The organism is Sphingobacteriaceae bacterium GW460-11-11-14-LB5 (assembly GCA_002151545.1).
Classification (GTDB): domain Bacteria; phylum Bacteroidota; class Bacteroidia; order Sphingobacteriales; family Sphingobacteriaceae; genus Pedobacter.
Genome location: CP021237.1, coordinates 4201302 through 4215361 on the forward strand (window position 1 = coordinate 4201302; position 14060 = coordinate 4215361).

General features: G+C 38.2%; 11 protein-coding genes. 5 read left to right on the forward strand and 6 right to left on the reverse strand.

Annotation, left to right across the window (positions count from 1 at the left end; translation table 11 throughout):
- Positions 1–175 precede the first annotated feature (175 nt).
- Positions 176–2083: a molecular chaperone DnaK gene (locus CA265_16745; GenBank protein ARS43029.1), complete on the reverse strand. Its 1908-nt coding sequence runs from the start codon at positions 2081–2083 to the stop codon at positions 176–178.
- A gap of 457 nt (positions 2084–2540) precedes the next feature.
- On the opposite strand from CA265_16745, the gene CA265_16750 reads away from it, so the two are divergent.
- The 3 genes from CA265_16750 (at position 2541) to CA265_16760 (ending at position 4302) form a co-directional block, all read left to right on the forward strand.
- Positions 2541–2900: a hypothetical protein gene (locus CA265_16750; protein ID ARS41214.1), complete on the forward strand. Its 360-nt coding sequence runs from the start codon at positions 2541–2543 to the stop codon at positions 2898–2900.
- 124 nt (positions 2901–3024) lie between these two features.
- Positions 3025–3633: a hypothetical protein gene (locus tag CA265_16755; protein ARS41215.1), complete on the forward strand. Its 609-nt coding sequence runs from the start codon at positions 3025–3027 to the stop codon at positions 3631–3633.
- A gap of 93 nt (positions 3634–3726) precedes the next feature.
- Positions 3727–4302, forward strand: a complete 576-nt coding sequence (locus CA265_16760; GenBank protein ARS41216.1) for a hypothetical protein — start codon at positions 3727–3729, stop codon at positions 4300–4302.
- 167 nt (positions 4303–4469) lie between these two features.
- Here CA265_16760 and CA265_16765 read toward each other — a convergent pair whose 3' ends face one another.
- A complete protein-coding gene (locus tag CA265_16765; protein ARS41217.1) occupies positions 4470–5657 on the reverse strand; it encodes an SAM-dependent methyltransferase in 1188 nt (395 codons plus the stop codon).
- Between the two features lie 285 nt (positions 5658–5942).
- Here CA265_16765 and CA265_16770 point away from each other — a divergent pair, with 285 nt between their 5' ends.
- Together CA265_16770 and CA265_16775 are read left to right on the forward strand one after the other, a co-directional pair.
- Entirely contained in the window at positions 5943–7679 is a 1737-nt protein-coding gene (locus CA265_16770) for a GMC family oxidoreductase (protein ID ARS41218.1), read from the forward strand.
- Positions 7680–7690: 11 nt separating this feature from the next.
- Positions 7691–8323: a transcriptional initiation protein Tat gene (locus CA265_16775; protein ID ARS41219.1), complete on the forward strand. Its 633-nt coding sequence runs from the start codon at positions 7691–7693 to the stop codon at positions 8321–8323.
- A gap of 174 nt (positions 8324–8497) precedes the next feature.
- On the opposite strand, the gene CA265_16780 is transcribed toward CA265_16775, so the two are convergent.
- The 4 genes from CA265_16780 to CA265_16795 form a co-directional block, all read right to left on the reverse strand.
- On the reverse strand, positions 8498–11467 hold the full coding sequence (locus tag CA265_16780) for a hypothetical protein (GenBank protein ID ARS41220.1): 2970 nt from the start codon (positions 11465–11467) through the stop codon (positions 8498–8500).
- Between the two features lie 248 nt (positions 11468–11715).
- The gene (locus tag CA265_16785; protein ARS41221.1) at positions 11716–12240 is read right to left on the reverse strand and encodes a 50S ribosomal protein L17; all 525 of its coding nucleotides are present in this window, start codon (positions 12238–12240) and stop codon (positions 11716–11718) included.
- Positions 12241–12345: 105 nt separating this feature from the next.
- Positions 12346–13338 (reverse strand): DNA-directed RNA polymerase subunit alpha, encoded by a 993-nt coding sequence (locus CA265_16790; GenBank protein ID ARS41222.1) that lies wholly within the window; start codon positions 13336–13338, stop codon positions 12346–12348.
- 85 nt (positions 13339–13423) lie between these two features.
- Complete coding sequence (locus tag CA265_16795) at positions 13424–14032, reverse strand: 30S ribosomal protein S4 (GenBank protein ID ARS41223.1); 609 nt, start codon at positions 14030–14032, stop codon at positions 13424–13426.
- Positions 14033–14060 lie beyond the last annotated feature (28 nt).

The window sequence follows — 14060 nt, forward strand, 5'->3', positions numbered from 1 at the left end:
GACTGTTGTTTGCGAAGAGTACTAAACCGTTCGTTTTCAATAAAAACAAAAGATATATTTAAAACCTGCGAGGTTTGAATAGCGCACAAAAAAAAGCGCTCCTGTATTTAATCAGGAACGCTTTTTATATTTAAATCTTCGGACTTTACGTACCTCAGACTTTCCGACTATAAGACTATTTCTTATCGTCTTCTTTTACTTCTTCAAAATCAACGTCAGTCACGTTATCGCCACCTTGAGGCTGACCATCAGCTTGTGGTTGTTCGCCACCTTGAGGCTGACCGCCATCTTTGTACATTTCCTCTGATGCTGCGTTCCATGCATTTTGCAATTCAGCTTGTGCTGCATCGATATCTGCAAAGTTACGAGAACCGTGTGCTGCTTTCAATTTCTCTAAACCAGCTTCGATTGGCGCTTTTTTATCAGCAGATAATTTATCACCAAACTCTTTTAATTGTTTCTCAGTTGAGAAAATTAAAGCATCAGCACCGTTGATTTTATCAGCTTCTTCTTTCTGCTTAGCATCATCTGCTGCATTAGCTTCAGCTTCTTCTTTCATTTTTTTGATCTCAGCATCAGTTAAACCTGAAGATGCTTCGATACGGATTTTTTGCTCTTTACCAGTAGCTTTATCTTTAGCACTTACGTGTAAGATACCGTTAGCATCAATATCAAACGATACTTCTACCTGAGGCACACCACGAGGTGCTGGTGGAATACCATCTAAAATGAAACGGCCAATTGTACGGTTCTGACCAGCCATTGGGCGTTCACCTTGTAAAATATGGATTTCTACTGAAGGCTGGTTATCAGCTGCAGTTGAGAAAGTCTCTGATTTTTTAGTTGGAATTGTAGTGTTAGACTCGATTAATTTAGTCATTACACCACCCATAGTTTCGATACCTAATGATAAAGGTGTAACGTCTAATAACAATACATCTTTCACATCACCAGTTAACACACCACCTTGAATAGCAGCACCGATAGCTACAACCTCATCAGGGTTAACACCTTTACTTGGCTCTTTACCGAAGAAAGCTTTAACTGCTTCCTGGATAGCAGGAATACGGGTTGAACCACCTACCAGGATAATTTCGTCGATATCACTTGTGCTTAAACCAGCATTTTTCAAAGCAGATTTACAAGGATCGATCGTGCGTTTAATCAAACTATCAGCCAATTGCTCAAATTTAGCACGAGATAATGTACGTACTAAGTGTTTAGGGCCGCTGGCATCAGCAGTAATGTATGGTAAGTTAATTTCAGTTGAAGTTGTGCTCGATAACTCAATTTTAGCTTTCTCAGCAGCTTCTTTTAAACGTTGTAAAGCCATTGGGTCTTTAGCTAAATCCATGCTGTTTTCAGCTTTGAATTCGCTTGTTAACCAATCAATAATAATGTGGTCAAAGTCATCACCACCTAAGTGTGTATCACCATCAGTAGATTTTACTTCAAAAACACCGTCACCTAATTCTAAAACAGAAACGTCATGTGTACCACCACCACAGTCAAACACCACAATTTTCATGTCTTTGTGTGCTTTATCTAAACCATAAGCTAAAGCAGCTGCAGTTGGCTCGTTAATGATACGTTTTACAGTTAAACCTGCAATTTCGCCAGCTTCTTTAGTTGCCTGACGTTGTGCATCGTTAAAATAAGCAGGTACCGTAATTACCGCTTCAGTTACTTCCTGACCCAGGAAATCTTCAGCAGTTTTTTTCATTTTCTGCAAAATCATTGCAGAAATTTCCTGTGGAGTATATTTTCTGTCATCGATTTCAACACGTGGCGTGTTATTATCACCTTTAATCACTTTATAAGGTACACGTCCAGCTTCTTTCGCACTTTCGTCGTAGCTGTTACCCATAAAGCGTTTAATCGAATATATCGTTTTTGTTGGGTTGGTTATAGCCTGACGTTTAGCAGGCTCGCCAACCTTACGCTCACCGTTTTCTGCAAAAGCAACAATAGACGGTGTAGTACGTTTACCCTCACTGTTTGCGATAACTACAGGCTCGTTGCCCTCCATTACGCTTACGCAAGAGTTTGTTGTTCCTAAGTCTATTCCAATAATTTTTCCCATTGTATTTTTAATTTCTCTTTTTAAAGTATTATAATTTCTACTGCTATTAAACAATGCTTGTGCCAATTGGTTTTTGGCAGATAATATGCGCAAAAGACTGATAAAATGTAAAAAAAGAGGCTATGGTTTACTGACAGCATGACAGAATTGATGGAAGATGTGGTAGGAAAGATGGATAATGGAAGTAGAAAGGGTTAAGCTTAAAGACTAAAGCAAAGTATAAATTGTCTGTTTTTTGAAAATGTGCGTAAGTAATCCTTCGGGGGGCAGCAGCCCCGCTATCCGCTTTACTTCGTTGCACTCGTGTTCGCTATTATCGGGTTTATTCTACAGCGGCAGTGCAAACCAACAACTGGCAAGCTAAAACACAATTACAAAATAATCCTCAAAGTTTCATATCTTTAATATACAGAACCTAATCTTTGCAATCATTTAAATCTGTGTAATCCCTTATAAAATGCAATTAGCAGCTCAAATCGCAGTCGGCTTCGTCGCCTTGATTCACCTTTACATTCTTTGGTTAGAAATGTTCGCATGGACCACCAAAGCACCGAAAGTATTCAAAACTATACCTAAGGACTTATTTGTACCAACAAAAACATTGGCCGCAAACCAGGGATTATACAATGGTTTTTTAGCTGCAGGTTTAATCTGGTCCTTATGTATAAGCGATCATCACTGGAGGTTTTATGTGGCCATATTCTTTTTAACCTGTATAATTATTGCCGGCATTTATGGTGCCGCAACTGCCAGTAAAAAAATTCTTTATGTACAATCAATACCGGCTTTAATCGCATTGATTTTATTACACCTATAAGCTCGGTACTATCGGTTGGTGCCACACCGACCGAAACGCGATTCATTTGTTTTTTCATTAATTCTTACCTTTTTGGTTATGGAAATTAGCTTATCTCTACATCATTCCTTAAACCATTAAACAAATGAAGAAATATTTTATCGCAATAGCGCTCATGGGTATCATCTATACCGCGAAATCTCAAAATGTTAAACCTCTAGAAAGTTTTGAAAAAACAATTGAGAATAATAGCTTAATGCTGGATCAACCAGTAGGTTTTGTAAAAACAGAACCAATTAAAAATACAGGTATGATGTATGAATATGCGGTTATCGATACTACAAAACATATTGAGATCAGATATGCTGTTCGCTCCTTGATAGAACGGGTAAAAGAATACAAAAAGTGGCAAGAGACGAAAAAAGAAGGAGAAATTAGAACAGACCCCAATAGGATGGTTCGCGCCTCAATTATGGCAATAGGGATGAACATCGCTAATGAATTCACTAAACCACCAGCTATACAACAATTCCCTCTTGAGTCGGTAAAAAAAGATTTCAATGCCGACGCCGGATTTTTTACCACTATTACGCCAACAAAAAATTTCGGCAAAAACTACAAGTTTTGCATGATGGTTGCCATACACAAACAAGATATTGCAGACGCTTATACTTTTATATTAAGTGATGATATGGAAAACATTAAAAAATATATAACACCAGTTATTTTTAACGCTTTAAGGTTTAAAAAATAACAAGCATGCTGTAGCTCATACTAAAAAACATGTTATTTCTTTTTGTTGGTGTCACACCAACAAAAATAGTGTTCTTCTTGTCATTAATTCTATATGCAAAAATTATCTACGCTCCTCATCTTATTTACACTGTTAAGCTTTAAACCTATTGCAAATAATAAAATAAGTGAGGATAAAATTGATGAAGCCCTAGCTTTCTGCAAGAAAAATAATATGGATACCTCAATCACCATCATGGTTGATATGAGTATCCACTCAGGCAAAAACAGAATTTTTGTTTACGATTTTAAGAAAAAACAAATCGCCATCGAAGGGCTTTGTGCCCATGGTGTTGGCGGTGGTAGTACGCCAAACAAACCTGTTTTCAGCAACAAAGAAGGGAGTTATTGCACCTCTTTAGGCAAATACAAAGTTAAAGGACGCTCATATAGCAATTGGGGGATCAATATCCACTATAAAATGTATGGATTAGAAAAAACGAACAGTAATGCTTTTAAACGGATTGTGGTTTTACATTCTTATACCCCTATTCCAAACGAAGAAATTTATCCGCAAACTTTATTCGGACAAAGTGCCGGCTGCCCTGTTTTATCAGACGGTACCATGAGAAAAATTGATGCGCTGCTCAAAACCAAAAAAAAACCGGTACTGCTTTGGATTTATGAATAAATGTTAAATTAATAAAAGCGGTCGTCGCCATGAACTTGCTTCAGGACCTGGTTAATAAGGAGAATCGATACAAACGGTCGGTGTCTCACCCAACGAAAATGCCCCATCTGTTTTATAGTACATAATAGATGCTGAAATAAATTCAGCATGACGACAGTATTAGAAATTTACAACTCCAACAATCTTTCTAAGTGATGGTAACCAATTCCAAAATATTCCTTACTTGCTTTAATTTTTTGTAAAATTTCTGCTTTCCGCTCTACGCCAAGCCCTTTGCCTTTCACGCCAACAACCAGAACATTCTTAGGCGTATGCGCATCTGAAATAAATTCGAACACTTTGGTTTTATACCCGAAGTACTCTAAAATCAGCGCCCGGATTCCATCGGTAACCATTTCTGCCTGGCGTTCTAAAAAGATGCCATATTTAGTTAAAAATGAAACATCGTTCTTTACTTTATTTTGCTCAATTTCCCTGCGGATCTGCTTATGGCAGCATGGCGCAACCACAATCAGTTCGGCATTGGCTTTAATTCCCTTAAAAATGGCGTCGTCGGTAGCGGTATCACAGGCATGCAAGGCAATTAACAAGTTTACATCTTCAGCCTTGTAATCCTCAATCGTTCCCTGAAGAAAATTCAATTGAGCGAATGAAGATTTTTCGGCAACCTGATTACACAAATCAACCATATCCTGGCGATACTCCACGCCTACCACTTCAGTTTCCAATTTTAAAACCGAGTGCAGGTAATCGTACAAGGCAAAAGTTAAATAACCTTTACCTGAGCCCATATCGGCTACCTTTTTAATGCTACCTTCAGGCAATTCTTTAATTAAAGAACTTAAAATTTCAATGTAATGGTTAATCTGGCGGAATTTATCCTGCGCATTTTTGAATACCTTACCTTCTACATCGGTGATTTTCAGCTCCGTTAAATAAGACTTTGCTTCGGGTTTAATTAACCTTACTTTCTCTTTGTCGTGACTGGCAGAGGGGGCTGCTGCACTTGATGCTTTGCTTTCTCTAAAAACAACCTTACCATTGTTCAGTTCTTCCAAAATCAGGTCTTTTTCAGTGCTAAACAAGGTGGCAATCTTAAATCCATTAGCCAGATAACCGGAAATTAGGTCAACAGCATCATCAATCGCATAGTTTTTAACCACATCGCGTGTTTTGTAACGATAGGTAAAAGCTAGTTTAGTTTCGCGTTTAATGATCACTTTACGAATCAGCAATTGTTTTAATGCTTCCTCCTCTCCTTTGTAATTTCCCAAAGAAATTTTGACAAAAGTTTCGGCATCCAGGCTTTCTTTTAAAGCAGTAGTAAATTGGTTGTTGTATTCTGACACTGACATTGATTTGAACTGCAAAGATAATCAAGTTTATCCGGAGCTGAACATTCAGGAAATAATGTAACAATAGAGCGACTATACAGCGAATGATGGAAGATGTAAAAGGGAAAATGAAATGAATTTCTGCTAGAAAACCTTTATCAGAGCTCTAAATAAATGAATGACGTAATACGATTTAGAAATACGCATGGGCTATATTATCTATATTGATTCCAAAGTAGCTGAACACTTTTTTTTCAAAAAATTAAGTTTTAGATTAGAGTATATAAAAACATCTAACCACAATTCATGAGTGACTTTCAGATAAAAAAATCGCCTACCGTTTATGATGCCATTATTGTTGGCTCAGGTGCAGGTGGCGGAATGGCCGCATACGTTCTGGCACATGCAGGTCAAAAGGTTCTATTGCTAGAGGCTGGTCAAAATTTCGATCCACGACTAGATTCACATCAATTAAAATGGCCCTGGGAATCTCCCCGTCGTGGCGCCAGTACAACACGTCCATTTGGAGATTTTGATGCTTCTTATGGAGGATGGGAATTAGAAGGCGAACCTTATACCCAGAAAAATAAAAGCGAATTCGAATGGTTCCGTTCGCGTATGCTCGGTGGCCGTACCAATCACTGGGGAAGGATTTCTTTGCGAATGGGGCCTGAAGATTTTAAACCTAAAGATGGCTTAACTGATGCCTGGCCTATTACCTACGCTGATGTAAAACCCTTCTACGATAAAGTCGACCGCATGATTGGTATTTATGGAACTGCAGAAGGTTTGGAAAATGAGCCAGACGGCATTTTTATGAAACCGCCAAAACCACGATTAAACGAACTTTTTATAAAAAAAGGTGCAGAAAAGGCAGGGGTAAAAGTAATTACCGGCCGTGGATCGGTACTTACCGAAGCCTTGCCCAATAACAACGACCGTGCACCTTGTTTCTATTGCGGCCAATGCGGTAGAAGCTGTAAAGTTTATGGCGATTTTTCATCGTCATCATGTTTGGTCAACCCTGCTGTAAAAACAGGAAACCTGACTGTAATTACCGATGCCATGGTGCGCGAAGTTATTACCGATAAAGATGGTTCTGCAAAAGGCGTTTCATACGTAAACCGAAAAGACCTGCAAGAATACCAGGTAAATGGCAAACTGGTTATTTTAGGAGCCAGCGCCTGCGAATCAGCGCGTATTTTATTGAATTCAAAATCAACATCTCACCCGAATGGTTTGGCCAATAGCAGTGGTGTAGTTGGAAAATACCTGCATGACTCTACCGGAGCAAGTGTTTCGGGTTTTCTTCCACAATTAATGGATAGAAAACGTTATAATGAAGATGGCTTGGGCAGTGTGCATATCTATTCGCCATGGTGGTTAGATAACCGTAAACTAAACTTTCCACGTGGTTACCACATCGAATATTGGGGTGGTATGGGCATGCCTGCATATGGCTTTGGCGGCGGCGTAGCGCAGATGAACGGAATGGTACCTGGCAGGGATGGCAAAATGAAAGAAGCCGGAGGTTATGGAAAATCGTTGAAGGATGATTACCGTCGTTTCTATGGAACTGGTGTTGGAATGGCTGGCCGTGGTACGGCAATCGCCAGAGAAGATAACTATTGTGAAATTGACCCCAATACGGTAGATAAATACGGTATCCCGGTTTTAAGATTTAACTATAAATGGGCTAAAGATGAAATTCTGCAGGCTAAACATATGCAGGAAACCTTCCTTTCCATCATGAAAGAAATGGGTGCGGTGGTTACTTCTGAAATTCAGGGCGCAGATACCAATTACGGTTTACTCAACCCCGGAAAAATTATCCACGAAGTTGGAACCATTCGCATGGGCGACGACCCTAAAAAATCAGCGTTAAACAAATACTGCCAGGCACACGACTGTAAAAACCTGTTTGTAGTAGATGCTGGTCCATTTGTTCAACAAGGTGATAAAAATGCCACCTGGACAATTTTGGCACTTTCTATGCGTACCGCCGAATATATTTTAGCTCAAAAGAAAAAACAAAACATTTAAAGAATTACCATATGAACAGACGTGATTCGCTAAAAGCATTAGGTTTAACAGCCATAAGTACAACTGTGCTGCTTGATGCCTGTAAGCAGCCCGAAACCAAAACCGAAGTTGCCGCACCAGAAGAAAGCGCAAAAGAAGCTGGAAGAGAGCAATGGGAATTAGACCGGGATAAGAAATTAAAGGCCGAGACATTTTTTACTAAACATGAAATGGCCACCATTACCGTTCTGGCTGATATTATTATTCCTAAAGATGATGTATCAGGCAGCGCATCTGATGCTAAAGTGCCAGAGTTTATCGAATTTATTGTAAAAGATATCCCTGAACATCAAGTACCCATGCGTGGTGGCCTAAAATGGCTGGATGTATATAGCTTTAATAAATTCCAAAAATCATTTGTGGAAGCATCAGCAGACCAACAGATTTCGATTGTGGATGAAATTGCTTATCCTAAAAAAGCCAGACCCGAAATGCAGGCAGGTGTAACTTTTTTCAATAGAATGAGAGATTTAACTGCATCAGGTTTTTACACTACAGAAATTGGCGTAAAAGATATTGGTTATGTCGGTAATGCACCAAACCAATGGGCCGGTGTTCCTGAAGATGTGCTGAAACAGTACGGAATGGAGAACGTGAAGGTATAGCTTCTCAAAAAAAATCGTCATCTCGACTGGAGCATAGCGAAATGGAGAGATCTATAATAGATTTCTCGACTGCGCTGCACTCCGCTCGAAATGACGATATAATATTATTTGCATTATCGGTACGTCGTTTCTGTTACAAAGTTCCCGAAACAAGTTCAGGGTGACGACGATATTTTATTCTACTATCAATATCAAACCTTTTCCTTTTTCAATAGGAATAGATTTTCCATCGGGATAACTTCCAGCTGTTTGGAATTTATCAATTGCAGGAGCGGCTATTTTTACTTTACCGGCATCTAAACCTAACTTGGCCCAATCGATGGTTAAATTAACCTTTACATCACCCTCTGCCCAGCTGGCTAATGCAATCATGGTTTTACCCTTTTGTTTGTAAACAGTTGCCAATACTTTAGCGTTATCGGTTTTAACCGGAGAATTTTCACTCCAGTAACCGATCATCTCAGATCCTTTTATGCCAAAGTTATCCCAGGCCTTCCATAAAGGTTTTGGATCACTTTTGTCAGACCAGCCTAAACGACTTGTCATACCGTAAATCATACCGCGCCAAGGGTTTCCATCATCTTGCAGCATCTCTCCCATTAATCCAAAAGGAATTCCACTTACTTCTGTTAAAAAGAAATCGGGATTGTTTTTTTGGTAATCGAAATACTCACCAAACCATAAACGGTTCAGGTAAGGAAAATGTTCCAAATATAGGATGGCACTATTGTTAAAGCCGTCGCTTTTGTTGTATTGATTGGCCGAGTGTAAGTCGATAATACCAGGGTGGTTATCCTGTGTCAATACACGTTTAATACGTTTCATCGTTACCCGATCGAAAGCCACATCATCTAAGTATACCCCATCAATCCCGACATTGTTGACCAACCAGTTCATACCTTCTACATAATAGTTGTGCCAACGGTTCATACCGCTGTTAATTACGGCAGCATCTTTAATTTCAGGCACAAACCAGGCAGCAATATAATTAGAATCTAAATGTTCCTGTAACCAGCTAAAGCCACCGCCCTTACCCGGAGAGTACACCTCAGTACCTAAACTTCTTAAAGCGGGCCACTCATATGCATGGTTAGATAACTCGCGAACCGTATTGTAAATTTTAACTTTTAAACCTTTCGAATGTGCATTACCAATATAATCTTTCATCTTTTTCCATTCGATAAACGGGTAGTTGATCCAGGGATTGATCGGTGTGGCATGGTGGATGTTCACTACGGTTGCACCTTTAGCTTTAATCGTATCTAAATCGCCATATTTATGATAGAAGCGGTTATCCCATTGAAAATCGGTGTTTAGCAAGTGGAAGGGCGTGATTAATAAATTGAAATTATAATAAAGCACATCGCCTTTTTTCATGTTTCTTGCACCGGTAAAGTTATCAGCAAGCATCGAACTGCCTTTAACATTGATCTGGATTCCCCCTTTATCTCCATTACCCCACGATTTAGGCAATAATAAAGGCTTCTGAAGATAGAAATTGGTATTAAGCGGGCGAACATAGTTCTCATCTCTTAAATTATAGTAGAGCCCGGCATTTACATTCCCAATCCAAACGGCATCCTGGTTTTTATTGGCCACATCCCATTTCCATTTTACGGTATCTGGTCTAACACCACCCTTTTCACCTAAGCCCATCAAATATTTTGTTGAATTTTTATCAAATGGGATATGAAAATCAACATTGCTAAACTCCACATCTTTTAAAGCGGTAACCTTAACTACGTAATGTACGTAACCATCAAACTCCAAAGCACCTTCCAAATCCATTTTCAGGTTTTCTGAAGTATTCGTGGCCGTCCACTTTACCGTTCCAGCTTCCTTACTGGTGATCCGGAAATTACTAGGAACCAATTTCTCTTGTGTTTTTGGTGTATTAAAAAAATGAAAGTGAATAGGCTCGGCCAGGATATTATTTGGTTTTTCGCTATAAGCCGTCATTTCGGCATTAAAGAAGGTTTGAATCTGCTTAGGGAAACCATCTGTATTAATTTCGAACTTTCTTCCTAATAGCGAGATCACATTGCCATCAACCGTTAGTGGCGTATAAGGAGCAACAACTGTATTCGATTGTGCTAAAGTAGAATTTAACCAGGTTAAGCGGGTCTGTTTATCTGGAGTGCCTACACCGGCATCGGCTAAAACTTCATTACTTACCGTGATTTTGGCATCGATTACTTTAGATTTCCCATTGGCTTTCACTGTAAACTTTCCAGCATAAATACCAGCAGCGGTATTTTTAGGGACGTTCACCGTAATCCACATGGGCTGAATCTTACCAGAAGCTACATTTACGGTTTCAACTAAAGGTTTGTTATCGTAACTGGTTCCATTGGTATTCAAACAATTAATGTATTTTGAAGAAATCACTTTTCCTGTTGCGGTTTTTAAATCGCCGAAGCTAACCACTACATTTTTCAGTTCTCTCAATGCGAATACACCCAGTTGAAAAGCATAGTTTTCGCCTTTAGCAGCTGACCCTGTAAAAGTATTTGTAGCGCCTTTTTGTACCCAACGATAAGGTAAGTCATTTTGCATCTTAATCGGATACATCCTGTCCTCCGGAAAAACAATAAAAGCTTCTGCTGCATATTTAGCTTTAATGGCTGCTGTTTCTTTACCTGTGGCAATAACCTCCATCGGATAAAAAGCGTTAAAAGCATCGATAGATTGAATCTCTAAAACAGATGTATTTACTTTTACTAGTTTAGCCTGGTTTAACCAGCTTTGATCTACTTGTTTAGGTTTTAAATAAACGCCTTTAGGATAATTGTCCCTGCCTTCATTTTTATATGCAAGATAATAGATATAATATTTTCCAGCTCCTGCTGCTTCAAAATAAATATCAGCACTTTCCCTGGTCAGTTTATCTGTACCTGCAACTGAAACAGTTTTACCATTTGCATCTTTTATGATGATTCCTTTTAGCTCCGGATGTTCATCCCTTCTGCGCCAATCGATTTTTGCATGGGCAATTTTGCCTGTACCGGCAAACTGTACAACAACCCTATGGTTACCTAACGAATCGGGATTCCAGGCATTATTACCATTGGTGTATTTTAGTGTTTGAGCATTAAGAGATAACTGTCCGAAAAGACAGAGTAAGAGAAAAAGCCTAAATTTCATTTCAAATTTGTTTTTGGCTAATTTATAGATACCTGACTGAAATAAAGCTATGTAATGAAAAAATGAGACAAACGTTTGCTCATTTCGTTCATGAGTTCATTAGTCAATGGTTTATTAGCAGGTAGCCGGTTGCCTAGTGGAATTTATGCCATGGATCATGCGGTGTCTGATGTTACGATATAACGGCACAAAAACAAAAAAGTCCTGCTCTTTCGAACAGGACTTTCTTATGCTTAAGGTGAATAAAATTATTCTCCTTTAGGTTCTTCTGTAGCAGGCGCTTCTTCAGCAGGAGCAACTTCTTCGGCAACTTCAGCTTTCGCTTCAGCAGCTTTAGGTGCAGCAGTAGCTTTACTTCTACCACGACGAGTTGTTTTCTTCTCTTCTTTAACCTCTGCATCTTTACCGTAAACTGTATTGTAGTCTACCAATTCAATTAAAGCCATTTCAGCGTTATCACCTAAACGGTTGTTTAATTTAATGATACGAGTGTAACCACCTGGACGGTTTGCAACTTTCTCAGCAACTTCGCGGAATAAAATAGTTACTACTTCTTTATCTTGTAAGTAAGCAAATACTGTACGACGTGAGTGAGTAGTATCATTTTTTGATTTAGTGATAATTGGCTCAACATAAGTACGTAAAGCTTTAGCTTTAGCTAAAGTTGTTGTAATTCTTTTGTGCAAAATAAGTGATGAAGCCATGTTAGCTAACATCGCCTTTCTGTGGCTTGCGGTTCTACCTAAGTGGTTTACTTTTTTACCGTGTCTCATTGTTTTTTAATTGAGTGTATACCGTCTCGTTGCAATTAAGCTGAGGGAATTATACACTGTGAAAAATTATTTATTTTTCTAAGTCCCCTTTAGGGGATTTAGGGGCTACTCTTCGTCTAATTTAAATTTAGACAGGTTCATACCAAATGATAAACCTTTTGATTTTACTAATTCCTGGATCTCTGTTAAAGATTTTTTACCGAAGTTTCTGAATTTTAACATATCAGCCACATCGTAAGAAACTAAATCAGCTAAAGTACGGATATCAGCAGCTTTTAAGCAGTTTAATGCCCTAACTGAAAGATCCATATCCACTAATTCAGTTTTAAGGATTTTACGCATATGTAAAATTTCCTCATCAACTTCTTTAGTTTCTTCTTTAGCTTGAGATTCTAATACCAAATTCTCATCAGAGAATAACATAAAGTGTTGGATAAGGATCTTAGCCGCTTCTTTTAATGCTTCTTCAGGATGAATTGAACCGTCAGTAGAGATATCTAAAACCAATTTTTCATAATCCGTTTTTTGCTCAACACGAAAGTTTTCGATCGTGTATTTTACATTTTTCATTGGAGTATAAATCGAATCGATTGCGATTACACCTACAACAGCATCAGCAACTTTATTTTCTTCAGCAGGTACATAACCACGTCCTTTATTGATGGTTAATTCCACTTCCAAAGTAACAGATTTATCCATGTTGCAAATTACATGCTCAGGGTTTAAAACTGTAAAGTTGTTAGAGAATTTAGTGATATCACCAGCTTTAAACTGATCTTGACCATTAACGATGATGAAAACTTTTTCAGAATCACCTGAATCACCTGTTTTCTTAAAACGCACTTGTTTTAAGTTTAAGATAATATCAGTTAAATCTTCTACAACACCTTTCATGGTAGAAAATTCGTGAGAAACGCCTGAAAAACGAATAGTAGTAATAGCATAACCTTCTAATGAAGAAAGTAAGATTCTTCTTAAGGCATTACCAATTGTTACACCGAAACCGGGCTCTAAAGGACGAAATTCAAATGTGCCATCGAAATCAGTTGATTTCTGCATGATCACTTTGTCTGGTTTCTGAAATGCTAAAATTGCCATTTATAATTTTTTAAATTCGTTATTGAATATATAGTAACATGAAAAAAGTTAATTACCCTTTTGAGGTAATTAACCAGATCATTTATTACTTTGAGTACAACTCGATGATTAAGTTTTCCTTAATGTTTTCAGGAATCTCATCACGTTGAGGGTAGGTTAAGAATTTACCAGTTAATTCACTAGCGTTCCATTCTAACCAGGCAAACTTATTAATTGTTCTACCTGCAACTGAGTTACTAATTGATTCTAAAGATTTAGATTTTTCACGAACAGCAACCACATCACCAGCTTTTAACTGATAAGAAGGGATATTTACAACTTCACCATTCACGGTTACGTGTTTATGGCTAACTAACTGGCGTGCACCAGAACGGGTTGTTGAAATACCTAAACGGTAAACTGTGTTATCTAAACGTGCTTCTAATAACTGAAGTAAGTTATCACCGGTAATACCAGCACGAGAAGATGCTTTTTTAAACAAGTTACTGAATTGTTTTTCTAATACACCATAAGTATATTTTACTTTTTGTTTCTCCATTAACTGGATCGCATATTCAGATTGTTTTCCTCTTCTTTTTGATGAGCCATGTTGCCCAGGAGGATAATTTTTTCTGTCTAACACCTTATCAGGACCGAAGATTGGTTCTCTGAATTTACGGGCGATTTTTGATTTTGGGCCTGTATATCTTGCCATTTTTTTTCTGTTTTAAAGTATCATCCAA